This is a genomic window from Thalassospira lucentensis MCCC 1A00383 = DSM 14000 (genome assembly GCF_000421265.1).
Lineage (GTDB): Bacteria > Pseudomonadota > Alphaproteobacteria > Rhodospirillales > Thalassospiraceae > Thalassospira > Thalassospira lucentensis.
This window is the reverse complement of the sequence record NZ_ATWN01000002.1, coordinates 497,769-523,417: the sequence shown is the minus strand read 5'-3', so window position 1 is coordinate 523,417 and position 25,649 is coordinate 497,769. Positions and strand designations below refer to the sequence as shown.

The following is a 25,649-nucleotide window of genomic DNA, read 5'->3' as shown; positions in this document are numbered from 1 at the left end:
CGCCATCAGGCGGCAGTGCCCTGTTTTGCTTCCTGATCTCGAAGGGTTTTGCGGTTCACCTTGCCTGCCGGGGTTTTCGGCAGGTCGGTGACATAATCCACATGACGGGGATATTCGTGACGGCTCAGATTGGTACGGACCAGATCCTGAATTTCCTCAGTCAGGCCATCCTCGAAGCTGTCTTTTAGAACGATAAACGCCTTGACCACCTGGCCACGTACTTTGTCGGGCACCCCGATTGCGGCTGCCTCGGCAACCTTCGGGTGTTTGAGGATCGCATCCTCGATCTCAACCGCACTCATAGTCCAGCCCGCCGAAATGATCACGTCATCGGCACGCCCGGCATGATAAAAGTATCCGTCGGCATCAATCCGAGCGAGATCCTTGGTCGGGAACCATTCGCCCTGCTTGCGCACCATTAGTTCGCCATTGACATTTGGCTTTGCGAGGTTGCCCTCGGCATCCTGGACCTCAACTTCAACGCCCGGAACAGCCTTGCCCATCGACCCTTCACGAACATCAAAATCCGGCGCCCCCGGATAGTTTGCCAGGATCACACCAATCTCGGTGGTGCCATACATTGAGCAAACCTTCGTACCGAAAAGATTTTCAATGTAGCGCGCACTTTCGCTATCAATCGGTTCGCCAGTAAAGGACAGCTTTTCAATTGCATAAGTGAAGTTTTCCGCCTGCCCGGTATTGCGCATCATGCGGTAATGGGTGGCGGCCGCAGACATGTTGGTAATCTTATAGTCCTGCAAGGCCTTGAGCAGGCGTACCGCATCAAACTTGCCACTGAATGTTCCGGTTGAAACACCAAGCGCAAGCGGTGCAAGTGTCCCGTGCCAAAGACCATGCCCCCAAGCTGGCGACGACGGGCAGAAGAAGCGGTCACCGGGACGAATGCCCGTTGCGTACAATGCCGCAACCATCAATGTCACCAGTGACCGGTGAGTATGTTTTACAGCCGCGGGCAGCAACCGGGTTGTGCCCGATGTGTATTGCAAAACGGCAAGATCATCACCGGCCGTGTCGCAGTCAAAATGATCTGGAAAATCGGCAAGTGATTTGATGAATGCATCATCCGCAACGACAACATCAAGATTGCCAGCCTCATCCGCGTCATTCTTCTTTTCAGCATTGGTAAAAATGAGGCGCGGCTTGCAATCATCTGCGCGCAAACGAATGCCTTCCGGGCCAAACAGGGTAAACATCGGCACAGCAACCGCGCCCATTTTGATGGCCCCGAACAATGCCACATAGAATGCCAAAGACGGCTCAAGCATGACCGCAATGCGGTCTCCCTTGCCAATCCCTTTCGCCTGCAGGAGATGGGCGAACTGCGAAGAAAGCTTTGCCAGTTCGTCAAAACGGATCAGTTCATCACGCCCATCCGAATGGGCAACGCGCACAGCTACACCGCCTGTGCCTACATGCCGATCAACACATTCATGGGCGATATTGAAAGTCTGGCGGCTTCCATCAAACAGCGCCCAAAGCGCATCGCGTGAAAAGTGCTTCTGGGCATCCGCGTAGGATTGAAAATCCGTCAAACGGGTCATGTCCGGTCTCCTCCCGAATTTTGCTTTCGGGTTCGTCATCGACGTCCCGAACTGTTCGTTGACAACGATAGGGAGATCAGAACATTATTGTCAATACGCTTTACTTATTGTATATAGACAACAAATTTACCGTTGTCAGAGGATGAGATGACCGAAAAGCCAGAAACCCCGAATAACAAAAGACAGGTCCCTGCCGTCACGCGTGCCTTGGCAATCCTCAGGTTTTTGGCAAAATCGCCAGAACCGATGGGTGTAAATCCTATTGCCCGTGAACTGGACCTTGTCCCGAGTACATGCATGCATATTCTGCGGGTTCTTCAGGATGAGGGACTCGTTGAGTTTGAGCCAAAAATCAAACGCTATTCAATTGGTATCGGCATCTTGCCGCTGGCCCGGTCAGCGCTTCAGAAAAACACCTTTTCAGCCCTTGTACAGCCGCATCTATCAGCGCTTTCAACGCAATTTGGCGTCACGGGCATTGCCACCCAGATTGCAGAACCCGGCCAAATGGTGGTGGTTGCACTCTCGCAATCAAACCTGCCATTCCGCCTACAGGTCGATTTGGGCAGTCGCTTCCCATTGCTGATTTCCGCGACGGGTCGTTGTGTCGCGGCATTCAATGAGATGGACGAAGACACCATGCGTTCCAGGTTCAAGAAACTGGCTTGGGATCATCCGCCCAGCTTTGAAGAGTGGCGGGCTGAAATCGATCAGGTCCGAAAGCAGGGATATGCCGTTGACCGCGGCGCGTACATCTCCGGTGTAACCGTCGTCGCCGTTCCGATCCTGGATCAGAATGATCAAATGGTCCGCTCACTGGTGGCAATCGGCATCAGTGAAAGATTACAGAACAAGGAAGTTCCGAAACTGGCCGAGGCATTGCAAACCATTCGGGACAGAATCAACGAAATGCAAGCAATGCCAGGGAGTTAAAAAACGTGTCAGAGAAAGCAACGACCACCGAAGACTGGCGGGAACTCTCTATTCCCGGCTTTATCAGTATGATTGGACCTGTTCGATCTCGTCGAGTGGATGGCCGCAAGACCTATAGCCTGCAGACAACAGCCAACCACGAGAATGCCATCGGTGTCATTCATGGCGGTGTCATTACCAGCTTGCTTGACCAGGTGATGGCGATGGAAGCTTGGCAAGCTGCAGACCGATCCCCAACGGTGACAATCCAGATGGACACACGGTTCCTTGCCTCAGCGACATCTGGCGATCTTCTGGAAGCCAATGTCACCATTCGTCATGCCACCCGATCAATGATGTTTGTCGATGCTGAAATCACGGCCGATAACTCGCTGATTGCAACGGCCACCTCTGTCATGAAGATCATCAAGAAAGCGCGCTAACCTATGACAACCGCAAACTCCACAACCGGCCCGCTTTCGGGTATCAAGGTCCTTGATTTCTCCCGCATCCTTTCCGGCCCCTATGCCAGCATGGTTCTGGCGGATCTTGGCGCCGAAGTTATCAAGGTCGAGCCGATTGAGAAAGGCGATGAAACGCGAAACTTCCCGCCATTTCAGGGACCGCTAAGCCATTACTACATTGCACTGAACCGCAGCAAAAAGAGCATCAGCCTTGATCTTAAATCCGAAGAGGGATGCGAAATTGCGCGCAAGCTTGCTGCCCAAAGCGATATTGTTCTTGAAAACTTCCGCCCCGGCGTCATGGATCGGCTTGGTTTGGGTTACGAGACACTCAAGGCCGACAATCCCGGATTGATTTATTGCTCGATCACGGGTTTTGGCAAAAACAGCCCGCATGGCAACAAGCCAGCGTTCGATATTGTAGCCCAGGCCCTTTCAGGGGTGATGAGCGTCAACCGTGAACCAGATCAGGCCCCGAACAAGCTGGGTCTTCCCTTGGGCGACATGGCAGGCAGTATCTTCTCGCTGTTTGGCGTTCTCGCCGTTTTGCATGAACGCAATCAAACCGGGCACGGTCGCCATGTTGAAATCGCCATGCTCGATAGCCTGATCGCACTTCAAGGCTACCTATCACAGATCTATTTTGTTAGCGGCAAAAGCCCGGAACCGGTTGGCACCCGCCACCCAAGCATCGTGCCCTACGGTTCATTCCCAACCTCGGACGGGTATGTGATCGTTGCCTGCCTGACCGAACGATTCTGGCACAATTTTGCACGCTGCCTTGATATGGAAGACCTGATCGAGGACCCGCGCTTTGCGCAATATGAACAGCGTTTGACAAATCGGGATGAGCTCGAACCAATGATTTTCAACCGCATGCAACAGGACTCAACCGAATACTGGCTTGACCGGCTCAGCACATTCGATGTCCCCAACGCCCCGATCCTGAGCATCGGTGAGGCCCTTGAACAGGATCACGTCGCACAACAGAGCCTGATTGAAACCGTCACCCATCCGGTCGCGGGCGAGATGCGCATTGTCCGCGGCCCGATCCAGTTTGATGGCAAAGGTGCGGTACAATCCGGTGCCCCCGCCCTCCTTGGCGAACATACATCTGAAGTCCTGACAGAGATGCTGGGATATTCACCTGAGAAAGTCCAGGATTTGGCCAACAAGGGCTACATCAGAAACACATAGCAAGAAAGCAATCGAGTGACCGGGGTCCATATCCCCGAATTATGACAAACAAATAGCCGCGCCGACGCAGATATGCGTCGGACTGAAGCGGTATAAATTTTTCGAATGTCACGTGCCACAAAAGGTGACATTCGACATACAGCATAATCAACAACTTGGCATTTCCGATTGCCAGATAAGTTGACACGGATTGACACATAAGCTGACAAAAAGCTGCAGGATTGACAGAAAAGATGACAATTTCTCCAACCCCTCCTTCCTAGCCCTCAGTCTAGACTAAAAAAAGCCCTCCCCATATGCAGTTGGAGAGGACTTTAGCAATCTGGGCCAGAGACTGATCAAGAGGAGGAGGCTATAAATGGGCCAAGAGAGAACGATCAAATCGTTCTATTTTGACGCTTCTCTGAGGGATACTTACTAGCTCACAGATATAACTGGCGCCCCAAACAAGACCTCATCGGGTTTCACACCAAGACCAATGCCTTTGGGAAGAGCAATATGTCCGTTCTCGATGCGAACACTATTCTCAGTATGGTAATGCCCTTCAATATACGGCGCAGCAAGCCAAACCCCTTCGCAAAACATCGGATCGACGGTAGCACCAATATGCGTACAAGCGGCCGCAATGATATCCCCACCCCAAGCATCATCACAGGTATGGGGCAAACCTCGAACCGCGCAGATGTCACGAAATGTTGCCATTGGCCAGAGTCCACCGATCCGAGTGACCTTCATCCCCAAACCATCGCAAACACGTTGACCCACCAAGCGAATAACTATCTCAAGACTGTCACCACTTTCATCGGTATAGAGAGGGTGACAAATCCGGTCTCGGATCGAGATGAGTTCTTCGATTGTGTTACAAGGTTGCTCGAAAACAAAGGGTACGTTGGAGCACTGACGGCTCAGCCGGATTGCGTCGCGTGCAGGCAATGGTCTATTGCCATCAATCGCCAGACGCATTCGGCTTCCAACCCGCTCCCAGACCTTTTGAACGACCTCGATATCGCTCAACCAGAGGGGTGCATCAAGCACGCCGACAATCACACAAGGGATGGAAGCCGCACGGCCGAGACGCAGGGATGCGCCGAAAAGGGCTGTCCGTTCACGCATTGTTCCTGCAACTGCGAGCCTCGCCTTCTGAATGCCAAGCACAAAATTTTGTGGGGATAGGTGGCAGACTTCTGTATCTCGCCTCACCACAGTGGTGTAGAGTGGTGCAAAAGAGGATTGGATCACCATGGCTTCCGCTACGAGAAAGAAATTGTCGTCTAAGGCGTCACACCGTTTGTCGGTGAGTCTAACCGAAGAGCAACACATAGAACTAGTTAAAATAGCAAAGAAAAACAGAGTCTCTGTCGCTTGGGTTGTGCGAGAGGCCATAGAACGACTGCTTCGCGACGAGCAGCCGTTGTTCCATGTGGGGCAAGATCGATGAATAAGCACGTACAGGGCATTACGACAGATACTCCTTCAGATGTTTCCCTTGAGCGTACTCACAGCGGACGCTTCATGGCGCTTGACACCGATAAACTGCGAGGCGGCTACTACACCTCTGGGGAGCTAGCGCGCTGGCTGTGCGCTTGGGCAATCCGCGATGCCGGAGAAATGGTTCTAGAGCCAAGCTGCGGTGATGGCTCTTTCCTTCAGGCGGCAAGTGCGCGCCTTGAAGAGCTAGGCAAAAAAGGCCCTGCGCGTGCGAACAATTTGCGCGGATTGGAGATAATCCCAGATGAGGCTGATAAAGCCCGCAAACGTCTCAAGGATGGCTTGGGTATGCGCGCTGACGATGTTGTCGTGAATAGCGATTTTTTTGCGTGGTGGAGCCGTCCGAGCCGTCCAGAATTTGATGTAGTGGTAGGCAATCCGCCTTTCATTCGCTATCAGAGCTTTCCGGAGCCCCATCGCAGCCGGGCGATGGATATCATGCACGGGCAAGGGCTCTCTCCGAATCGTCTAACAAACATTTGGGTGCCGTTTGTGGTTGCAGCAGCAGCGGCGCTAAAGGAAGGCGGACGCATGGCACTCGTGCTTCCTGCCGAGCTTTTGCAGGTAAGTTACGCCGCACAATTGCGCTCGTTTTTGACTGATCGATTTTGCCGTGTCGATCTGATTTCTTGCAATGAGTTATTCTTCGCGAAGGCAGAGCAGGAAGTGCTGCTGTTGCTTGCTGAGGAGGCGCGAGCCGCGCCTTCGGCCAGCAATCCGTGCAAGGTCAATTTGACGGAAAGCGACACGGTCGCGGATATCGTCAAGCGCAAACCGCACGAGATCTTGAAAGGCGCGTCCCCAAAAACGGTTTGCCATGACAGCGAAAAATGGCTCAAATATTTTTTGAACGCCGAAGAGATTTCCTTCATGCGCGAATTGCGCGCTGGTGAGAGTACGACCGAGTTGGGCAAATATGCTTCGGTCAATGTTGGGGTTGTAACCGGCAAAAACCAGTTCTTTGTACTTCGTGAAAGCGAAGTCGAACAGCTTGGCCTTCACGGCTATACAATGCCGCTAATCGGGCGTTCAGCTCATATGGACGGAGCTAAAATTGACAAGGATGGTTGGCGCAGGCTCGCCGATGAGGATCAGCGGGTGCACCTTTTGCATCTCGCACCGATCAACGGCACAAAACCCAAAGGCGCGCTTGCGAGCTACATAAGACATGGAGAAAGCCTGGATGTGCATAAGGGTTACAAGTGCTCGGTGCGCACACCTTGGTACGCAGTGCCCTCTGTCTACGTCCCGGATGCTTTTGTTTTCCGCCAAATTTATGACTTTCCGCGCATTGTACTCAATGAGGCCGAAGCGACGGCAACCGACACGATTCATCGGATGCGAAGCCATGGCGCCGATCCGCTTGCGATTGTCGCCAATAGCTACAGCTATTTAACGGCTGCTTCAGCAGAAATTGAAGGACGTAGCTATGGCGGCGGAGTTCTGGAGCTGGAACCTACGGAAGCCGAAAAACTGCTTATGCCCGCAACGCTGGGGGACGCCTTAACCGTCGAAGAGTGCGATGCATTGATCCGCGACGGACAGCTTCAGACTGTACTCGAAGAAAACAACCGCCGCATCTTGATGAGGCAGATCGGGCTATCAAAGGCCGAATGCACGATGCTACGCCGCATCTGGGAAAAAATGCGGAACCGTCGCCTAAGACGCCGCCGTGCCGGCAAGAAAACGCGGAGCTAGGGATGAGTGTTGATGCGGAAGCCGGAATCGTAGCTCCTGGCGTTATTGAAAGTGTAGAAGCGAAAGAACAGGCGCGCGACCGCGTAGCTGAGCTTGTCGGGCGCTTCGGTCGCAACGAGGCTGATTACCGCGATGCCGGGTACAACGAAACCCAGGCTCGCACCGAGTTTATAACACCGCTGCTTGAAGCGTTCGGCTGGGACGTTCACAACAGACGCGCCCTGCCGCTGATATATCGTGAGGTCATCGAAGAGGCGACAGTTGAGGTTGGGGAAGAGCGACTGTCCAAGCGGCCAGATTATGAGCTCCGGCTTGCGCGCCAACGCAAGATTTTCGTAGAGGCGAAAAAGCCAAGCATCCGAATTGATCGAGACCGTGCCCCTGCGTTTCAGACGCGGCGCTACGGGTACTCTGCCAGCTTGCCGATCTCGGTTGTCACCAACTTCCATCAGCTTGTTATTTATGATTGCAAGCCGGTGCCACGCGAAGCCGATGAGGCACACGTCGCAAGACTGCACCTATTCGGTTATGAGGAATTTGAGGCACGTTTTGATGAGCTATGGTCATTGCTTTCGCAGGAAAGTGTTCTCTCCGGCGAATTTGACCGGCGCTTTGCCATTGATACGACCCGCCATGGTGCGCAGCAATTCGACGATTTCTTTCTGAATCAAGTCCGTGATTGGCGAGCCCGCCTTGCTGCCGACATTCACGAGAATACACCCGGCCTTAGCTCGGAGGAGTTGACCTATGGGGTCCAGCTTTTTCTCTCGCGCATAGTCTTTTTGCGTATTTGTGAAGATCGCGAGATCGAGAAATACGAAACGCTTAAAAACCTTGACGGCAACGCCACCTTTGATGCCCTGATGGAACTTCTACGCCGTGCGGATGAATTCTACGATTCAGGGCTGTTTCGTTTGATTGATGATGATCCGTTGGGGATACGGATCAGCGACGATGTGCTGCAAGGTATCATTGCCGAGCTGTATTATCCGCTCAGCCCCTACACGTTCGCCGTAGTAGAAACCGAGGTGCTCGGGGAAATATATGAGCAATTCCTCGGTGAAGTGATTGTGGTGGAAGATGGCACTGTCACCATCACTAGCAAGCCGGAAATCCGTGAAAGTGGGGGCGTAGTGCCCACTCCGAGATTCATCGCCGACGCAATTGTTGCTCGCACTCTCAGCCCTCTCCTTGCTGATCGCTCTCCGGAAGAGCTTTCGGCCTTTACACTGGCCGATACATGCTGCGGCTCCGGCATCTTTTTGCTCTCCGCGTATGACTTTCTGCTAGGCCATTATCTCGATTGGTATGTTGCGGATGGCCCGGATAAGCATGCAGGCACCGCGATATATCAGACAGGTGAAAACCGTTGGCGGCTGACCTTCGATGAGAAGCGCCGCATCCTTCTAGCGCATCTACGTGGGGTCGATATCGACCCCAATGCCGTGGAGGTTGCCCAGTTTAGCTTGCTACTCAAACTTATCGAAGATGAGAGCGAGAATGCGCTGAAGGACTATGTGCGTCGGAAGAAACATGCAGCGCTGCCAGAGCTTGATAGTCGAATCCGTTGCGGTAATTCCCTCGTGAGCACGCAGGAATGGGAGGTGGCATGCGGGCCGTTGCCTGCGGTATTGCATGACGTGATCAATCCTTTCCGTTGGGAAGACGAGTTTGCTGATGAGATAGCTGGCGGCGGTTTTGACGTCGTGGTGGGCAACCCGCCCTATATCCGCATTCAGAATATGGTGGCCTACTCGCCGGAAGAGGCCGCATTTTATCATGCGGCGGGCTCACCCTACAGCACCGCCCGCCAAGATAATTTTGATAAGTATGCTCTGTTCATCGAACGCTCTTTGGCGCTCGTCAAAGATCAGGGCCGCATCGGCGTTATCGTACCCAACAAATTCATGACGATCCGCTCAGGCCGAGCGCTGCGCAGCCTCCTAACCCGCTCGCCGGTGCTCGAAGAGATCGTGAACTTCGGGGTTAAACCGGTCTTCGGGCGTGGCACGTCCAACTACACCTGCATTCTAGTCATGGATCGTGCAGGGCGCGAAACGGTCACTGTGGAGCAAGCTGGCCCGTTGGAAGAATGGCGCTATGGGCGGGCGGGCACGGTCTCATCCGTACCTAGCGCTGAGTTAAGCGAAGAGACTTGGACGTTCGGACAGGAAGATGCGCGCACCCTCTTTAGACGGATCAAGGACGACGTTCCGGGCAGGCTGGAAGCGCTGGCAAATATTGAGGTGGGCGTTCAGACCAGCAAAGATGAAATCTATTTGCTGCACCCTACGCGCACTGACGTTGATCATGTCTGGATCGAGTGGGACAACCGAGAATGGCAGATAGAGCGTGGCATCTTGCGTCCCTGCCTTCACGATGCGCAGCTTGACGCATTTGGCCAGCCCGAGGCCAACGCCTGGATGATCTTCCCTTACGAGCTTGTGAACACGCCGAAGGGCAAGCTGCGCGCTCGGCTTCTGCAGCCCGATGAAATGGCTGCAAGTTATCCACGCTGCCTTGAGTACCTTACCGCACGTCGCGAAACACTCGAAGGTCGCAATGTTGTCGGGGGTGCGGCGGACGAGCGGCAGTTTTATCAGTATGGACGGTCACAAAGCCTGACGAAGTTCGACACGCCGAAAATCATACTCCCCGTTCTCTCCCGCGAGCCGCGTTATGCGTATGATACAACGAACACGATCATCACCGGAGGCGGCAACGGCCCGTACTACATGATCCGTGTCAAAGATGACGCACCGATCTCTACGCTTTATTTGCTGGCCGTCCTGAACCATCCGCTCTGTGAAGCGATGATCCGAACTAATACTAGCGTATTCCGGGGTGGTTACTATTCCCACGGAAAGCAGTTTATTCAGGATCTACCGATCCCTGTGCCCGATAGCGACGCTGCTAAAGCGGCCATCGAATTGCAAGTTGAAGGGCTCATAAAGGCGCTGGAAGCGTTGAATGCAGCGCGCACTCCCCGTGAACGTACACGTCGCGAACGCACGGCTAAGGATGCGAGGGCGCAGCTAGAGCGCCAGGTGAACGCACTGTTTGGCCTATCAGATGACGATTTAAAGATAATTGAGTCAGTGCCGGTGCCTTCATGAAGAAAGTACGGCGTTAGAAATGGGAGGCACAACATGAGCAGTGATACCCGTGAACAAATCACAGAGTGGCTTACCGGCACCGACACCTGCTTTCTGATTGGGGCAGGTTGCAGTGCCTGCGCAAACAAGCCTCTGATCGGAAAGCTTACTGATAACGTTCTGAACGGAATTGATCAGAAACTAATCGATCAATTTTCAGGGTTGAAGTCGCTGTCTGATCGCCCTCCGACAATCGAAGACCTGATCAATTATCTGGTCCGATATCGTGAGATTCTAAGCACAATTACAACGGGCGCGACACATGGTCTTAATGTCGATGAAATCGATGCTTGGCTCAACGAAATCAAAAAGCGCATCGTTAGCGAAGTAGCGGACGACTGGCAGGCATGCGATTATCACGAACGTTTTCTGCAACGGCTTCGTGGTGCTCGTGAACGCGGTCCTCGCGATATATTCAGCTTGAATTACGATACGCTGCTTGAGGCGAGTCTAGATTCTCTCCGGCTGCCATATTCTGACGGATTTCGCGGAACCAATCGCGCTTGGTTTGATCCGCAAAGTTTTGATGAGGCCGGGCCGGGCATAGCATACCGGATTCACAAGCTCCATGGCTCAATTAACTGGACACGTGATGCGGATGGTCATGTTCGGCGCGGACGTAACGCGAATGAAGATGCTAAGGATGAACCGGTAGTAGTTTATCCGTCTGAGCAAAAGTATCTGCAAACTCAGTACGGGGTATATGAAACCCTGATTGGCCGTTTCCGAAATCGGCTTCGGCGAACCGGTGTCAACAATCACCTCGTGGTGTTGGGCTACAGCTTTAACGATGAGCACATCAACGAGGCAATCTGCGACGCAATAAACTCTCCGCAAAGCAATCTCACAGTCATAGCCTTCGTGGGGCCGGAGCAAGATCGCGACAAGCAGGACCAGCGCTTGCAAACCTTCTGTGATCGCTGTGATTCCCGCTTTAGCGTCTTCGTTGGGGGCAAGGATAATGGCGGATTCATTGGGCACGCCCTCGATGTGGAATCATCCCTCGGTGTCTTGGAGGCTGACCTTTGGAAGTTTGAAAATCTGGTAGATTATATAGCTGGGGGGAGCTGATGAGCGATCCAATCCTAAAGATCGGCCGCGTCGTTGAGGTCTCCGGTTCTAAGGTGATCGGTGAGCTGGAAGGAACGGTAGAAGACCTGCATCGCACCTACAAGAGTCGCCGATATGCAGTTGGTCAGGTCGGCTCAATTGTAAAGATTGAAGCTGGCGACAAGCTTGTCTTCGGAGTGGTGACAGCACTTCGCATGACCGAAACTATGCTGGACGGCGCGGAAGTTATTGGCCGCGAGACTGTGGGAGATGGTGCATCAAACGCAAAATGGCTGGAAATTGAACTGTTCGGCGAAGCCGTACGGACCGGTCTTGGCGAAAGCGATTTTGTATTTCAGCGCGGCGTGGTGACCTACCCGCTTCCGGGTCAAGGCATATTCGTTGCGAGCGTCGTTGAGCTTCAGCGGATATACAATCGTACCGACAAACCAAGTGTCCATGTCGGTACGCTTTCGCAAGCCGCATCCCTTCCGGTCTATTTGCTGACCGACGAGTTGCTGGGCAAGCATTTCGCGATCTTGGGCACTACTGGATCAGGCAAATCTTGTTCGGTCACGGTATTGCTGCGCTCCATTTTAGAAGTCGCGCCACGTGCTCATGTGATATTGCTTGATCCGCATAATGAGTACCGGCGCGCATTTCCCGATCTTGCCGAAATAATTGATCCTACGACGCTGAATCTGCCGCATTGGCTGTTAAACTTCGAAGAGAGCGTCGAGCTGTTTATTGGCAAAACGGAACACGTCGCTACCAGTCAGACCAACATTCTCAAGGATGCCATACTTGCGGCACGACGTGAATTCGGCACTGTAGGCATCCCACCAGAAAAGATCACAGTTGATACACCAGTGCCGTACCGTCTCGGTGACATGTTAGCGCAAATCGATGCGGCGATGCCAACGCAGGCTTCGAAACAGGATTCGTATCTCAAGATCAAGAATAAGGCCGAAACGCTCCAACAGGACAGCCGTTTTGGTTTCATGATGGCTCCCGATGAAGCTGTTGGTGACCAGTTGGCTGAGATCGTCGGTCAGTATTTGCGGATTCCAGTTGGTGAAAAACCACTGTCCATCATCGATCTTTCAGGTGTTCCGTCCGATGTTGTCGATGTGGTGGTCTCTGTGCTCTGCCGCATGGTCTTTGATTTTGCGGTTTGGAGCCCACGACCGGTGCAGATTCCGGTGGTATTGATCTGTGAAGAGGCACATCGCTATGCGCCTCGCCGCGACGATGCCGCATTCCAACCGACCAAACAGGCGTTGTCACGGATCGCTAAAGAAGGACGAAAATACGGCGTGGGGCTAGGATTGATTTCGCAGCGCCCCTCCGAGCTAGCGGAGTCGATCCTCTCACAGTGCAACACACTGATTGCGCTGCGCATGAGCAACGAGCAGGATCAGAATTTTGTCCAGCGCGCGCTTCCCGATTCAGTGCGCAGCCTAGTCAGCATCTTGCCGACTTTACGCACCCAAGAAGCTTTGGTTGTCGGTGAAGGCACCGTCGTGCCTGTACGGCTGCGCTTCAACGATCTAGACGAAGCCCATATGCCGCATAGCGCAGATGTGCCATTCGCGGCACTATGGGAAACAGACGGCGCGGAAGCTGACCTGGTAGCAAACGTGGTGCGGCGATGGCGGATGCAAGAGCGTCCGCCATTGGTTGTTGTAACTGAGGAAGATGCGGAAGGCGAAGGTGAGTAACTTGTTCAGGCGTTTGGAGATACCATGATCGGGTTCAGCGCCGATGCGATGACGGCATCCAATCCGCTCAAGGTTGGTCAGGGTTCCAATGGGCCTCAAAGGCTCCGTGGTCATTGGGATGGTTCCAAGGAAGATGACGACTGGGCGAGCGAAGAATGACAGAAGAGAAGATCGAACGTTTTTTCTGCAATGCGTGCAAACAAAAGACGAAGCATTTTATTCGTGGCGAATACAACAAACACGATGATGATGAGGTAATTTGGTTTAAGCAGCGCATGCTAATTATCGAATGTTGCGGATGCGAGAATCTTGAACTCGTCAAGATGACGCTATTCTCAGAAGATGTTGAATATTTCGACAACCCGCATACGGGAGAACCTGACAGTGAAGGCAAGTGGGATGAGGTCATTTATCCACCTGTAACCTACCGTAATCCACCATCTTGGTTCGAAGATCTACCTGATCCAACGCTGCGGACAATTTCAGATGAAATCTATAACTCACTGCAGTCAGGTTCCCACTACTTGGCAACGTTCGGCTCTCGAACATTAATCGACCGCTTGATTGTCCTAACAGTCGGCGACAAGGGCAACTTTCCAAGAGGTCTTCAAGCTTTACAGGACAGCGGTAAGTTGTCCCAGCACGAACGTGAAATATTGAACCCAGTAGTCGACGCGGGTAACGCTGCAGCCCATCGCGGCTGGGCGCCGACAAAAGAACAAATAAGGGTCATACTCGATACAGTTGAGGGACTAATACACAGGCTTCTTGTTCTACCGAAACTTGCTGAGGAACTCGAGGAAGCTGTTCCAAGCCGTGGAACAGGATCAAAGGGCAAGAGCGAAAAAGCCGTCGTAACTATGAAGGATAAGATAGAAGCTGCTCCAAAGGGCTTAAGAACGGCATACAATGACCTTGCGGCAAAACTCCGGACACTTGGAGACGACGTGACCGTTCATGCCCAAAAGCATTACATGGCCTTTCGGCGCAACAGGAACTTCGCATCAGTTCAAATTTACAATCAGAGAAAAGTTATCAAGGTTTACTTGAACCTTGATCCAGACGCCGTCGAAATCGATGAGAAGATTATGCGAGATGTCCGTCAAATCGGTCACTTTGGGACCGGTGACCTCGAGGTCACTATAAATAAATCCGAAGATATAGAACGCATCTCATCCTTGCTAGAACTGAGCTACGAAGTTTCCTGACCTTCGACTAAATAGCTCAGTTCCCCCTTAGCTAAAATCCCGACCAACCGTCTCGGCCAGATCAAGAACCTGATTTTCCTGACCTTTTTGCAACGCCTCCAGCCCCGTCAAACCATCAAGTTCGCCATGCTGTTGCTTCAACAACCGATAAACCGACCAAGAACCGCCCAAACGTTCATGTAGCTCGACAAGTGTCCCGTATGTTTTTCCGTCTTCTTTGAGCTGCCAGATCGGAAAGCGATATCCTTTCACTGCACCTTTGAGCCCTAATAGCTCCCCGCGACGTCGCTTACTGTTCACAGTTGCGACAGAAACTCCTAGCAGCGCAGCAAACTCCTCAGAGGTCTTCATTTCCTCACCAGCAAGGAGCTCGGCGGACAGTTTTCGTCCCCGTTCTCTCGCTGCATCAATAGCATCGCGTAGTTTCGTCTTATCCGAAGAAGTTGACATCATCCTCATACTCTCCGTCGCTGATCATGCTTAAAGTTGGAACAGCAAGCTTTCCTGACATGTTCAACTTTACCACAAAACCGTGCTTGCGTGCCGCACGAAGCCCCTATCTCTTTCCGCATGAAAAATGGCCATCAAGCACCGGAAATGCTATTATCACTTCACAAGGTTGAGCTTCAGCCATTCTTACCCGGCTTGAATTTCAGGTAAACCAATGAAGCCTACAGCCAACGAGGCTTTATTGACCGAGCGTTTAAAACCCAAAAGCACCTCCGACTATCAGATCCGTGTCAGCGTGAACGTTTGAGCAGTGAGAACCCCAAAATGTATCCCTGTAAAATTTCAAAGCGAGATGGTGAATTTGCCCTGACATTGCCTGATGATCTGGTTGCCAGACTGAGCCTTAAAGAGGGGCAGACCCTTTTTGCATCAGTGCAGGATGGCGCACTCCTACTTCGTCAGGGAAACACACCTTGTTACTCGCTGGACGACCTTCTGGCCGCCACAAACCCAGAAGCACTTGGACAAGCAAACACACACAGTGAATGGCTAGAAGCGTCTCCCAGGGTCGGACGAGAAATCATCTAGTCGACTGAATATAACTTTAATGAAGTTGCTGGCTTGAATTGAGCCCGCGTCCGGCCTATGGCACGCGATGAACCTATCGCGGACGTTCAAGGCGCAGATAGTGCTCATTCGCCTCTTCCGGCTCCAGAAACGCATTACATGCCTCAAGAATGCTGCGCGTTTCAGCCCAATCCTGCCACAGCACCTCAGATGTCCAAAGCTGAGCAAAATCAAGCATACGGATCAGGGCCGCTGTATTTCCCACTCGGGACATACTTCTCAAGCCAGCAAAATATGTATCTCGAAATACAGGGGGGATTATAGCTCTCGACTGATTATCAGCCGACATTTCTCTGTTCATGGCAATGCGCGCCATCCGTCCATTGCCATCATCGAAGGGATGCACCTCACTGATCAGGAACATGGCAAACACGCCACGCCTAAATCCACCCTTAAGCTCATCAAGCATGGCAAATCCCTCTTCCAGGGTGCCCGTCACCTTTTCGGGAGACACAAATACATAGTCTCCTGCCATGTTGGCTTTGGCCTTGAACACACCAGGGTTCTTGCCTGAATGCCCCTGCATGACGCTAGCGTGATCTGTTCTTAATTGGCGAATAAAGGCGTCAAAGCTCGTTGGGGGCGAAGACATGTGTGCCGCACCGGAAACCACCTGCCACGTCCCGAAAAGGCCCTTAGCATCCTCTAAACGCCCCTCGGGAATCTTGTTTGTAAAGATGATATCCCGCGCCTCCTCTACGTCGAATTTAATTCCCTCAATGAAATTAGAAAAGTAAGCCTCATAGAAAGCACTCAGCTCATTTTTGGCTGGGTTTATGGCAGAGACTGGGCGATCGGAGGGGATGAACTCGTGCAGTGCCGTAAATAGCTTTTCAAACAGCACCACACGATCAGCATCAATCCTGGTTTCGCCCTTGTCTGTTCGCCTGGCAACTTCTGGGAGCACATTATTTGCACCGAGCAGGGCACCAATGAGTTGATCAAGCTTTTCAGCTTCCTGTGTCATTCCCAACTGCTGTCCGACCGCAGATACCTGACCGCGCAACCGGCTTAGGCCGTCTTCCCCATACCGCTCCAAATAGGCTTCTAGATACGCCTCGAGTTCATCCTGATTATATGTTCGCGCGACACGCCGCGAAGAGGCACGGGACGGAACCATGTTCTCGATCAGGGCGCGTGTCGGGCTCGGGATATATACGCCTTTTCTGGTTCTGGTGTCGTCTGAGAGCGGCGCATGTCCACGGCGGACATGAATGGTCAAACCAGGCAGAACAGTATCCCGGCCAGTTGAGGTGACGAGAAATATGCACCCATCATTGGCTGGCCCATTCTGAAGGGCTGTGCGCCCGTCAAGAACAGGTTCTGAGTATAGCTTTGATACGATTTCCCAAAGATGACGGCGCACATAGTCCTTGAGCGGTGTATCTATATCCTTGGTATATAGCCCGCGCGCCAGCCATCTCACTCTGTTCGTCTTTAGTGCATAGGAAATAATCTGCCGCGACGATGGTGACGTCGTGAAAAGTTCAGGCAGATTTTTTAACGACTGCATATACAACAATTCCGCCAATAAGCATGAATAGCCCAAGCATTTTTTGGACAAACTCAACAATAAGATATGGATTTATTGACAAATATACGAATAAGGATCGTCAAAAAAGCTATTCAAAGCTCAGATATTTCCAACTAGCGAATGCTTGCTATGTGAAAATCGATGCCACATATCTAGCCGCGAGCCAGGTACCACTTACTTAGTTGAGCCTCGTCCAAGGAATAATATTCCAGCAGATTTTCAGTATCCAGTCGCCGACGATATAATCTCAGCGCCCCGTGATTTATGGCATTGAACAATTTGCTATATGTCAGGCCCATATGATTGTACTTGGCGACAGCTCGAGACAACTGGATCGTTCTTTTGCCTTTAGGCGGTCGCTTGGCGTTTTCTCGCAAACCATCCAACCATTCATCGACGGCTTTCCTGTCATACCACCACTTTTGCCAACCGTCCTTTTCGGGCGAATGAAATGGATTAAGAATGCTTCCGGTACTCAGACTGTAGAGCGAGTGAAGGGACAGACCGAGCTCTTCTGCAAGCTCCTTTCTTCCGACAAAACGTGATCTGGTTTCGGCATATTCCCGCACGCTGTCACGATGCACACAGATCATCTTACCATAGCTGGTGTCGAAAGGTTTGCTCTGAAGGTAATGCCGGTCGACAAGGCGTTTAAATTCCTGACGACCAACGCCCAATTGCTTTCGAGCAATAAAGCCCGGCACATAAATCCGTCGGTCACGCTTCTTCAGTACAGAAGGACACCCTCTGCCTGTCAAAATGCGATCCTTCAGTCGACGGTTCATGTAATCCTGAAGCCCGTCAAACAGGAACCCCAACTCCTTTTGCCGTGAAACCAAGCTTTTGTAAAAACCACCGAACATCCAGTGCATCACAATTGCACCATTGGGCGCACCTTTACCCGCACAGACATCATCTAGGAATTTGAAATACCCGGAAGGCCAGTTAACCAATGCGCCGGAAGCATGATCCATCTTTTCAATCATGGTTTCTGGTCTTACTTCCAACCATCCATGGTCGATATCGCCTTCTCCACGCCAGGAGCGCATCGCCAAGAAGGATATGGTCTGTAGAAGCGTATAAAGATCACCATCCACAACCTGTTTAGGAAAGCCGAACTCGGTCAAATCGAATTTGGTACCAAGGAACTTGTTGGAGATGAGTTGCATGAGTGCTCTGACTGAGTCCGGGCACTCACTTCCGTGACCTCTATACTGACACCCGGGTAGACAGGGGGCTATGCGCCCCCTGTTGAAAGTTACGGGCTCCTTGCAAGCAGGACAGGCGTCACGCAACAATTCACCATGTTCCGGACAGTGCGTAACGGCTTTCAGATCCCACAAACCCGAAACGAAGCCTTTTTCGCGCAAGCATGAAAAACAGACACGTTGACTTGGCCAGTAAAGGTATTGTTTGGGGATAATTTCTCCCATCGACAGGATAACGTGTAGATTGTTTCCCTTCGCACTTACGTAGTAGCAGAGGGACTTCATCTCCGCATCCGAAGCGCCAACAACTTTAGCTAAGCGCCCGAGACGGTTACTCATCTTGGACAAGGTTTCTTCCGTGAGATTAACCCCGGCCAAGTTTCCGATCCAAGACATGCGTGGATACCGGTTCAGTTCAGCTATTCTGATCAGATAGCCGACCAGACTCTCGTTTTGGATCGGAGGCGATTTAAAAAGGAGGGATCTAGAGGAGGTCATAGATATCGGCCTTTCCTCCATCTTTGTCCCTTGGTTTCTTCTTTTTCCCAGGACGGATCGTTGCTTGCCCAACCTCGAAGGTCACAGGTCCCAATTCCTGCACAGCATCTTGTAGATGGCGAAACCGGAGTGTCTCATCTCCCTCAATCACTGCTTTCTCGGTCGCACGATAGACAGCTTTCATCATGTGACCGAGAAGTCCTTTATTCTCGTCGACCACATATTTGATCGCGTTTGGATCATTCAAAGCTGAAAGCTCAGGCCTTGGGAGTGGCAAGTGCTTGTTCAGCATATGAAAGAATAGGAAGACGGACCTGCGGTTTTCGTCCGTATCAAGATCAAAGGGCACAATGCCTATCTTGCCGTTTCTTCTCGTCTCGAGCTGAGGGTTCAGTGCGAAAATGTTATGAACTTCAGGTAACCCCGCAAACACGATCGGTTTGCGCAATATCTCTACCTGAGTTTTTAACCAGTCTGCCGCATCGTACTGTCGTTTTGCACTCCCGCGGTTGGTCAGATGCTGAAACTCATCAAAGATCAGCATCTCGACACCCGTGCGATCAACGTAGTCTTTGATCCGAAGCTCCATGTCCTGCCGGGTGCCTTTCACACTCGACAGGTCTCCTAGAGCCATGAGTATGCTCGCGGCAAGGTTCTTGATCGTACAACTCTCAGGTACAATAACGAACAGTACCTTCTTGAATTGGCCGCTCTCGTTGTGAAGATTGCAGTAATCTTCAATGATGGATGTCTTTCCCGCACCTGTTTCACCTACCATTGTCAGAATTCCTGGCCGGGCAGCATGACGTCCTGTTTGATGGAAATTCGCAATTTTGGTCAGCGCATCCTGAAAGGCATCATGTGCAATCCTGCGATCCCGAAATGCTGCAAGTTTAATAGCCTGCTCTTCGGTAAGAAGTTTCTCGAACTCATGCATCAGCTTCACCCCCATCACGGCTTTGCCTTCCCGCACGAGAAGACCTCCATCCCCGTCGTTTCAATTCCTCGTCAAGTTCTTCAGGCGACTGAAATGGTGAAGTAAATTCGGTATCTGGCATGAAATCGTCATTGTCATCTTCAGAAGACTCGTCCGAAGCAGGCAGCGGACCATTCTCGTTGCCGGCTTTCCTTTCCTCGCTGCTGACACGATTGGCCGCCTTGCGTTTCCTTTTCTGGCGACTTTTAATGAGATCTTCAGCCACTTCGAACAATGACTGCCGCACTTCGAGAAATTCATCTTCCGAGGATTTTCTCAGGTCGAGCTTTTGCTTGAGCATCGCTTTGCGGATAATGCGATGACGCCAAATCGATAGTTGCAACGCATATGTCTCATAAATGCATGTGACTGGGAGGAAAACCTTCGCATGAGGGTCCTCGACAAAGATCGTCGACAAGTCCTCGGGATCGAATTTGACGCGAACGTTCGGGTTTACTTTCTTCCCTGATCCATTTTTCATCAGACGCTGCCGAAGCATCTGCACGGCATCCGACTGATAGCTCAACCCCATGATCTTGATACCGGCTCGGGTCAGCTTTCTTAGGTTCACCTTGAACAGCAATACTGACAGGTCTTGCTGGTCGGAGATGAAGCGAACCGGATGTTTCTGCACGCCAGCCTGCCATTTCTTCAGCGGAAGCTGATCCAACTCAGAGTGAATTGTCAGAGCATGATCATCGACGATGAATTTGGTTAGCAGGAACTCCAAATCCTCAATCGTTAAACAAGCAGCCTTCTCAGACGGATAGTCACCTCTCTGTCGAGGATTGGAGAATGTTGTGCCGGGCAAGGTGTGGATCAGCTTGGTATTTAACGTTCCGAAAAAACGCTCAACTACACCCTTATAGTGAGGTTTTCGAGCTGGGTTGTACTCCAGCGAAACACCTAGTTGACTGCAACTATCCTGTAAATCTTGCGAATGGAATTCCAAACCATTGTCGAGCACCAAAGTGTCCATCAAACCAAAACACGGCCAGTCCGACGAGAACTTGGCGTCCAGCACCGTAGCGGATTGGGCTTTGAATTGCTCCAACACCCGCTCAAGGTATTGTTCTTTGGGCAGGATTGCATTCTTCAAACAATGCATAACCGAAACATAGCTCGGCGCTTCGAAGCTAATGTAGAGCCCCACTGGCATTCGACTGTAAACATCTACAGCCAGCGTCAACCAAGGCTTTCCTATGACATCGCCTACTTGTGAGCTCAGAGTGAGGTCAATAAAGTGATGATCCACCTCCACAATGTGCAAAGGAAATCTGGCGACGAGGCCTAACCCGACGGGAGCGAAAACCTTGTCTGCTTCCTTTCGTCCCTTCTGGGCTGCCATCACTTCATAGGGATCAAGCCCCGCAAGAAAACGGTAGATGCTTCGTGAAGAGGGTATGTGCATGCGTCCAGCTTCTGGATGAAGCTTGTTCTCTTTTACCAACCGGCCTTTAAACAGCTTGAAAACGCTGAGTTTCGTCTTCGGGGTTCGGATGAGGTAGTGATCCTCGATAACTTCCTGAAGTATTTCAAACGACCGGTTGCACAGACATGTCGGTCGTCGCCCCTTCGCATGGTGCCGAGGAAGGAGGGCCGTGATGTTCCGCCCACCTTTAATCCAGGCATCATACCATCTCCAAATTGCAGTGAAACTTGGCGGCAAGGAAATCCCGCCCGTCACTGCGCTCTGGATCACGTCATTTATGGCTGTTGTTAAGTTGCTCTCGGCAAGATGCTCATCGACTTTTTCAACATAACTTAGCCGTTCGCGCGCAACTGCCTTGTCCCTCTCATTAAAAGCATCAAACCGTTTTTCAATTTGACCTTTTAACTTGAGCATCGTTTCAGGAACTTGCTGCTCTATTGACGCTTCACCGTCGATGATTTTTTCCACCATTTCGCGCGTGGAGATCAGAAGAGGCTTACCTGTTTGACAACATGTGAGGTTCAACTCACCGGTTTCGGTGTGGCAAGTGACTTTATAAACTGCCTCGTCTAAACGAACTCGAGAGTTCACGGGAATATGGATCATTGTCATTGTTCGATCTCCCCGTCGTAAAACCATACGAGGCTGTCCGCGGTTATAGGCTTGTTGAGATCGACACAAAGTTTGCCTTCCGCGATATAAGGCAATACGGCCTCAAATGCGTTATCCGCACTTATTTGCCGCGCAAGTTCACCGATTGATATCCGTTTTCTTCCACCGAAGGCACGTGCGATCGAAATGGTGGAATATATTGTTCCACCTAGCAGACGATAAGGTTGCAGGAGGTCAACGTTTGAGACCAAGGGTTCTGGGCGAATTTGGTCTTCAGTCCATACTTCGAAAGAATATCCCTCACCCTGAAGTACAAGCCGGATGACTTCAAACCTATCGAATGTGTCACCTTTTAAGAGTTTATCGTTCGGCTTGACTTCGATGAATTTACGTCCCGTGCGAGTTTTGACCTCGATATCCGGGTAGTAAATCCGCTGTTTCCCGGCAAACTCGTAAATGAACCCGCCCGGCTGCGACCAGTACGCCTCCACCTCGGGCAGGATATCCAAAATTCTCATGCAATCCCGTTCGAGCTGAGATTCCCATGGAACTGAACGCCTGTTCCTGCTGCTAAAGAAACGGCCTACGACACGGCCTTTACTGGGGGTTACTACCCTCCGTCCTGGCTTGTGAATATCATTCTCCTCATCGCTGAATTTAGGCAAAGTGGTCCTGTGGCGTGCTTGACACGCAATGCTTGCCTGAGCGGAGGGAACGTGCTAAAGGAGAAGTTGTCACACATACTCGCGTTAGCGACGTAACGAACCGTCTCAGACATTCTGGGGCGGTTTTTGCGTTTTGGGCCTCATGGGTTGTTTTCGTTGGAAAGAATGTTTCCGGCTGATCACCTAAAGGTCAAGGCCCCCTCATTTCCATACGACCTTACCCACACCACTCACAATTTTCTGAGCCGTTTCGATGGCCGTTCTTTATGCGTGAACTGGTATTTTTTTGAGAAGGTAGCGATACAATGTCTTTTTGCATTTTGCGAAAAGACAGGATGGGAAGCTGCGGTCTTCGTCCCCAATTTCGAGAGGTTGATACATTGTAAGAGACGTATCAGCCTCCTATTCAAAATTCAGAATATAGCGCGACAAAAAGCCAGAACGTTCTCTCAGACGCTCCGATATTGAGATCAAAAAAATTTTGCCTGGGACAATTATTTCGGCATCAAAATTTTCAGAGGTTTGGGAATAGGTAGGGACTCGAAGAAACAATTTCGCTTAAATGCAGAAAATTGTCCGTGAATGCCCATCAGACCGGAGCTGAATATTCGTTCACACAAAGGTAAGGGAACCGATCATTTAAGATCGGCCATACAATTCGGCCAACGAAGATAGTGAATTATGATCACGGGAAACGAGCTTTATTTATCCAAAGCTCTTTTGCCAACAGAGGCATTGTCGAGTGCCAGTTTCATCATTTCCGGCGAGAATTTCATCTTCTCTGGCGAAAATTTCAACTTTTGTGGCACTCGACATCGAAAAAATGGTAGGCCCGGAGGGACTTGAACCCCCAACCAGACCGTTATGAGCGGTCGGCTCTAACCAATTGAGCTACGGGCCCCCAAGAAACAAGACGGGGTATAGAAAAGACCGCACCAGATTACTGGTGCGGTCCCGAAAACTAGCGATTTTCGGGCCAAGGTCAAGCCCGAACGTCGTGTTATTTCTTAATAATCGAGGAACGAACGCAATTTGCGTGAGCGTGACGGATGTTTGAGCTTCCGCAGCGCTTTTGCTTCAATCTGACGAATACGTTCACGGGTCACAGAGAACTGCTGACCAACCTCTTCGAGCGTGTGATCGGTGTTCATACCAATCCCGAAACGCATCCTCAGAACACGTTCTTCACGCGGGGTGAGGGACGCCAGAACCCGCGTGGTAGTTTCACGCAAGTTTGCCTGGATCGCCGCATCAAGCGGTTGAACAGCGTTTTTATCCTCAATGAAATCGCCCAGATGGCTGTCTTCCTCGTCCCCGATCGGGGTTTCGAGAGAGATAGGCTCTTTGGCAATTTTCAGAACCTTGCGAACCTTTTCAAGCGGCATCTGAAGTTTTTCAGCCAGCTCTTCGGGGGTCGGTTCACGGCCGATTTCATGCAACATCTGACGCGAGGTGCGCACAAGTTTGTTGATGGTCTCTATCATGTGAACCGGAATACGGATCGTACGGGCCTGATCGGCAATAGAACGCGTGATCGCCTGACGGATCCACCAGGTCGCATAGGTCGAGAATTTATACCCACGGCGGTATTCAAATTTATCCACCGCCTTCATCAGGCCGATGTTGCCTTCCTGAATAAGGTCGAGGAACTGAAGACCACGGTTGGTGTATTTTTTGGCAATCGAGATCACAAGACGCAGGTTGGCCTCGATCATCTCTTTCTTTGCGCGGCCTGCTTCGCGTTCACCCTTGTTCACCACGCCATAAACGCGGCGGAATTCACCAATCGGCAAACCAACTTCGGCGGAAACACCACCGATGCCTTCGCGCAAATTGGCAATTTCATCCGGATAGCGTTCGATAAAGGCTTTCCAGCCCTTGCCCGGCAGACCCGAAACACGTTCCATCCAGTTCGGGTCAAGCTCGTTGCCCTGATACTGTTTAACGAAATCAGGACGCTTGATTTTGCAGCGGTCGGCAAAGCGCAGAAGCTTACCTTCAAGGCCAAGCAAACGGTTATTCAAGCCGGTCAGGTGATCGAGAAGCTCTTCAATCCGGAAGTTGTTCAGATGAACATCTTCCATCAGGTCGACCATCTCGTTCTTAAGCTTGTTGTAGCGCTTTTCGGTCGCGGCCGGCACGGCCTCGCCCTTATTATGCGCAACAAGACGCTGTTCCTGGGCTTTATGGAGTTTCTCGTAGGTCTTCGCAATCAGCTCAAACTTCTCAAGAACCTGCTCGGTCAGCTCTTCTTCCATTTTGGACAGAGAGACATTGACCTGCTCGTTCTCGTCATCGTCTTCATCGCTGTCGCGTGGACCCTGAGCCTGTTCTTCTTCCTCGTCATCATCATCGGATTTTTCAGAAGTCTCGGACTCGTCTTCGTCGTCCTCCTCTTCCTCTTCACCAATGGTGTGCGGGGTTTCGGTTTCGGCCTCATCATCGTCGTCGTCATTGGCACTGTCGAAACTTTCGACATCTGCTTCCGGATCGACTTCCTCGGCATCGGCTTCTTCGCCGTCACTTTCCTGTGCGGCAATTTCCGCATCCGGGCCACCGCCATAGGTGGTCTCAAGGTCAATGACATCGCGCAGTAAAAGCTCACCAGCCTGAAGCTGGTCATGCCAATTGACAATCGCGCGAATGGTCAGCGGGGATTCGCAAATCCCGCCAATCATCATGTCACGACCGGCCTCGATACGTTTGGCAATGGCAATTTCGCCTTCGCGCGACAGCAGCTCGACACTGCCCATTTCGCGCAGATACATACGCACCGGATCATCGGTACGGCCCACATCGTCTTCAGAGATATTACCACGCGGATCAGCTTCTGCTTCCTCGCTGTCGTTATCATCTGAATCGTCACCATCGATAACATTGATGCCCATCTCATTGAGATTGCTCATCACGTCTTCGATTTGTTCCGACGAGAAATGCTCTGACGGCAATGCCGCATTCAATTCATCGACCGAGATGTGGCCTTTCTCTTTGCCCTTGGCAATGAGCTTTTTGATGGCCGACTTATATGTATCGAGAAGAGGTCCGTCTGCGTTTTCAGAAGAGTTCTTTTTCTCTTCAGCGTTCGAAGTCTTAGACGACATCTATTCCCCGTTTCCCGCTGGGTACATGTTCTGTACCGTTGTTGTCCCAAGCACTGTATTCTCAGCGCAAATCACAAATAGCCCGATCGCT

General features: G+C 51.5%; 19 protein-coding genes, 1 tRNA gene and 1 pseudogene. 10 read left to right on the top strand and 11 right to left on the bottom strand.

What is annotated here, in order from left to right; translation table 11 throughout:
- Window positions 1-5: 5 nt before the first annotated feature.
- Complete coding sequence (locus K355_RS0106590; protein ID WP_022731323.1) at window positions 6-1,562, bottom strand: acetate--CoA ligase; 1,557 nt, start codon at window positions 1,560-1,562, stop codon at window positions 6-8.
- A gap of 147 nt (window positions 1,563-1,709) precedes the next feature.
- Here K355_RS0106590 and K355_RS0106585 point away from each other — a divergent pair, with 147 nt between their 5' ends.
- The 3 genes from K355_RS0106585 to K355_RS0106575 are packed head-to-tail and all read left to right on the top strand — an operon-like array spanning window position 1,710 to window position 4,135.
- Window positions 1,710-2,495, top strand: coding sequence for an IclR family transcriptional regulator (locus K355_RS0106585; RefSeq protein ID WP_022731322.1), 786 nt, complete (start codon window positions 1,710-1,712; stop codon window positions 2,493-2,495).
- Between the two features lie 5 nt (window positions 2,496-2,500).
- A complete protein-coding gene (locus K355_RS0106580) occupies window positions 2,501-2,917 on the top strand; it encodes a PaaI family thioesterase (RefSeq protein ID WP_022731321.1) in 417 nt (138 codons plus the stop codon).
- 3 nt (window positions 2,918-2,920) lie between these two features.
- Window positions 2,921-4,135 carry a CaiB/BaiF CoA transferase family protein gene (locus K355_RS0106575; RefSeq protein WP_022731320.1) on the top strand — a complete coding sequence of 405 codons (1,215 nt, stop codon included), beginning with the start codon at window positions 2,921-2,923 and terminating at the stop codon, window positions 4,133-4,135.
- A 417-nt stretch (window positions 4,136-4,552) separates the two neighbouring features.
- On the opposite strand, the gene K355_RS26170 is transcribed toward K355_RS0106575, so the two are convergent.
- Window positions 4,553-5,518 carry an enolase C-terminal domain-like protein gene (locus tag K355_RS26170; RefSeq protein WP_051145945.1) on the bottom strand — a complete coding sequence of 322 codons (966 nt, stop codon included), beginning with the start codon at window positions 5,516-5,518 and terminating at the stop codon, window positions 4,553-4,555.
- Here K355_RS26170 and K355_RS26285 point away from each other — a divergent pair.
- Genes K355_RS26285 through K355_RS25025 form a run of 7 tightly spaced genes read left to right on the top strand, consistent with a single transcriptional unit; the run spans window position 5,469 to window position 14,455 of the window.
- Window positions 5,469-5,573, top strand: a complete 105-nt coding sequence (locus K355_RS26285; protein WP_373964425.1) for a hypothetical protein — start codon at window positions 5,469-5,471, stop codon at window positions 5,571-5,573. The two genes, K355_RS26170 and K355_RS26285, sit on opposite strands and share 50 nt — an antisense overlap.
- Window positions 5,570-7,321, top strand: a complete 1,752-nt coding sequence (locus K355_RS0106560) for an Eco57I restriction-modification methylase domain-containing protein (RefSeq protein WP_022731317.1) — start codon at window positions 5,570-5,572, stop codon at window positions 7,319-7,321. Before K355_RS26285 ends, K355_RS0106560 begins: the two co-directional genes overlap by 4 nt.
- Window positions 7,322-7,323: 2 nt before the next feature.
- On the top strand, window positions 7,324-10,437 hold the full coding sequence (locus K355_RS0106555; protein WP_022731316.1) for an Eco57I restriction-modification methylase domain-containing protein: 3,114 nt from the start codon (window positions 7,324-7,326) through the stop codon (window positions 10,435-10,437).
- A 33-nt stretch (window positions 10,438-10,470) separates the two neighbouring features.
- The gene (locus tag K355_RS25030) at window positions 10,471-11,547 is read left to right on the top strand and encodes an SIR2 family protein (RefSeq protein WP_022731315.1); all 1,077 of its coding nucleotides are present in this window, start codon (window positions 10,471-10,473) and stop codon (window positions 11,545-11,547) included.
- Window positions 11,547-13,247 carry an ATP-binding protein gene (locus K355_RS23295; protein WP_022731314.1) on the top strand — a complete coding sequence of 567 codons (1,701 nt, stop codon included), beginning with the start codon at window positions 11,547-11,549 and terminating at the stop codon, window positions 13,245-13,247. The genes K355_RS25030 and K355_RS23295 overlap by 1 nt, the downstream gene beginning before the upstream one ends.
- Window positions 13,248-13,271: 24 nt before the next feature.
- Complete coding sequence (locus K355_RS26165; RefSeq protein ID WP_022731313.1) at window positions 13,272-13,406, top strand: hypothetical protein; 135 nt, start codon at window positions 13,272-13,274, stop codon at window positions 13,404-13,406.
- Entirely contained in the window at window positions 13,403-14,455 is a 1,053-nt protein-coding gene (locus tag K355_RS25025) for a DUF5655 domain-containing protein (RefSeq protein WP_051145944.1), read from the top strand. The genes K355_RS26165 and K355_RS25025 overlap by 4 nt, the downstream gene beginning before the upstream one ends.
- Before the next feature lie 27 nt (window positions 14,456-14,482).
- Here the strand turns inward: K355_RS25025 and K355_RS23280 are convergent, their stop codons facing one another.
- The 9 genes and pseudogenes from K355_RS23280 to rpoD all read right to left on the bottom strand — a co-directional run bounded on the left by K355_RS23280 (window position 14,483) and on the right by rpoD (window position 25,558).
- A complete protein-coding gene (locus K355_RS23280; protein ID WP_022731312.1) occupies window positions 14,483-14,908 on the bottom strand; it encodes a DNA-binding protein in 426 nt (141 codons plus the stop codon).
- Window positions 14,909-15,566: 658 nt separating this feature from the next.
- The gene (locus K355_RS0106515; RefSeq protein WP_022731310.1) at window positions 15,567-17,045 is read right to left on the bottom strand and encodes a Fic family protein; all 1,479 of its coding nucleotides are present in this window, start codon (window positions 17,043-17,045) and stop codon (window positions 15,567-15,569) included.
- 173 nt (window positions 17,046-17,218) lie between these two features.
- Window positions 17,219-18,235, bottom strand: a complete 1,017-nt coding sequence (locus K355_RS0106510) for a hypothetical protein (protein WP_245562916.1) — start codon at window positions 18,233-18,235, stop codon at window positions 17,219-17,221.
- Between the two features lie 135 nt (window positions 18,236-18,370).
- Window positions 18,371-18,772, bottom strand: a pseudogene (locus K355_RS26280) (TniQ family protein); the annotation flags it as partial.
- Complete coding sequence (locus tag K355_RS0106505; protein ID WP_147250351.1) at window positions 18,759-19,745, bottom strand: TniB family NTP-binding protein; 987 nt, start codon at window positions 19,743-19,745, stop codon at window positions 18,759-18,761. The pseudogene K355_RS26280 and the gene K355_RS0106505, both read right to left, overlap by 14 nt.
- Window positions 19,702-21,792 (bottom strand): Mu transposase C-terminal domain-containing protein, encoded by a 2,091-nt coding sequence (locus tag K355_RS0106500; RefSeq protein WP_022731307.1) that lies wholly within the window; start codon window positions 21,790-21,792, stop codon window positions 19,702-19,704. Before K355_RS0106500 ends, K355_RS0106505 begins: the two co-directional genes overlap by 44 nt.
- Window positions 21,789-22,310, bottom strand: coding sequence for a TnsA endonuclease N-terminal domain-containing protein (locus K355_RS25020; RefSeq protein WP_022731306.1), 522 nt, complete (start codon window positions 22,308-22,310; stop codon window positions 21,789-21,791). Before K355_RS25020 ends, K355_RS0106500 begins: the two co-directional genes overlap by 4 nt.
- Window positions 22,311-23,281: 971 nt before the next feature.
- Window positions 23,282-23,358 (bottom strand) — tRNA-Ile (locus tag K355_RS0106485).
- A gap of 106 nt (window positions 23,359-23,464) precedes the next feature.
- Window positions 23,465-25,558, bottom strand: coding sequence for an RNA polymerase sigma factor RpoD (gene rpoD, locus K355_RS0106480; protein WP_022731304.1), 2,094 nt, complete (start codon window positions 25,556-25,558; stop codon window positions 23,465-23,467).
- Window positions 25,559-25,649: the final 91 nt, after the last annotated feature.

What these genes read in the sequence shown, in the direction of transcription:
- K355_RS25020 (WP_022731306.1), bottom strand. Translation starts at nt 22,310, where the DNA reads ATGAGAATTTTGGATATCCTGCCCGAGGTGGAGGCGTACTGGTCGCAG.
- K355_RS25025 (WP_051145944.1), top strand. Translation starts at nt 13,403, where the DNA reads ATGACAGAAGAGAAGATCGAACGTTTTTTCTGCAATGCGTGCAAACAA.
- K355_RS0106585 (WP_022731322.1), top strand. Translation starts at nt 1,710, where the DNA reads ATGACCGAAAAGCCAGAAACCCCGAATAACAAAAGACAGGTCCCTGCC.
- K355_RS0106510 (WP_245562916.1), bottom strand. Translation starts at nt 18,235, where the DNA reads ATGCAACTCATCTCCAACAAGTTCCTTGGTACCAAATTCGATTTGACC.
- K355_RS0106560 (WP_022731317.1), top strand. Translation starts at nt 5,570, where the DNA reads ATGAATAAGCACGTACAGGGCATTACGACAGATACTCCTTCAGATGTT.
- K355_RS0106500 (WP_022731307.1), bottom strand. Translation starts at nt 21,792, where the DNA reads ATGACAATGATCCATATTCCCGTGAACTCTCGAGTTCGTTTAGACGAG.
- K355_RS25030 (WP_022731315.1), top strand. Translation starts at nt 10,471, where the DNA reads ATGAGCAGTGATACCCGTGAACAAATCACAGAGTGGCTTACCGGCACC.
- K355_RS0106590 (WP_022731323.1), bottom strand. Translation starts at nt 1,562, where the DNA reads ATGACCCGTTTGACGGATTTTCAATCCTACGCGGATGCCCAGAAGCAC.
- K355_RS26165 (WP_022731313.1), top strand. Translation starts at nt 13,272, where the DNA reads ATGATCGGGTTCAGCGCCGATGCGATGACGGCATCCAATCCGCTCAAG.
- rpoD (WP_022731304.1), bottom strand. Translation starts at nt 25,558, where the DNA reads ATGTCGTCTAAGACTTCGAACGCTGAAGAGAAAAAGAACTCTTCTGAA.
- K355_RS0106515 (WP_022731310.1), bottom strand. Translation starts at nt 17,045, where the DNA reads ATGCAGTCGTTAAAAAATCTGCCTGAACTTTTCACGACGTCACCATCG.
- K355_RS0106555 (WP_022731316.1), top strand. Translation starts at nt 7,324, where the DNA reads ATGAGTGTTGATGCGGAAGCCGGAATCGTAGCTCCTGGCGTTATTGAA.
- K355_RS26170 (WP_051145945.1), bottom strand. Translation starts at nt 5,518, where the DNA reads ATGGCCTCTCGCACAACCCAAGCGACAGAGACTCTGTTTTTCTTTGCT.
- K355_RS0106575 (WP_022731320.1), top strand. Translation starts at nt 2,921, where the DNA reads ATGACAACCGCAAACTCCACAACCGGCCCGCTTTCGGGTATCAAGGTC.
- K355_RS23280 (WP_022731312.1), bottom strand. Translation starts at nt 14,908, where the DNA reads ATGATGTCAACTTCTTCGGATAAGACGAAACTACGCGATGCTATTGAT.
- K355_RS23295 (WP_022731314.1), top strand. Translation starts at nt 11,547, where the DNA reads ATGAGCGATCCAATCCTAAAGATCGGCCGCGTCGTTGAGGTCTCCGGT.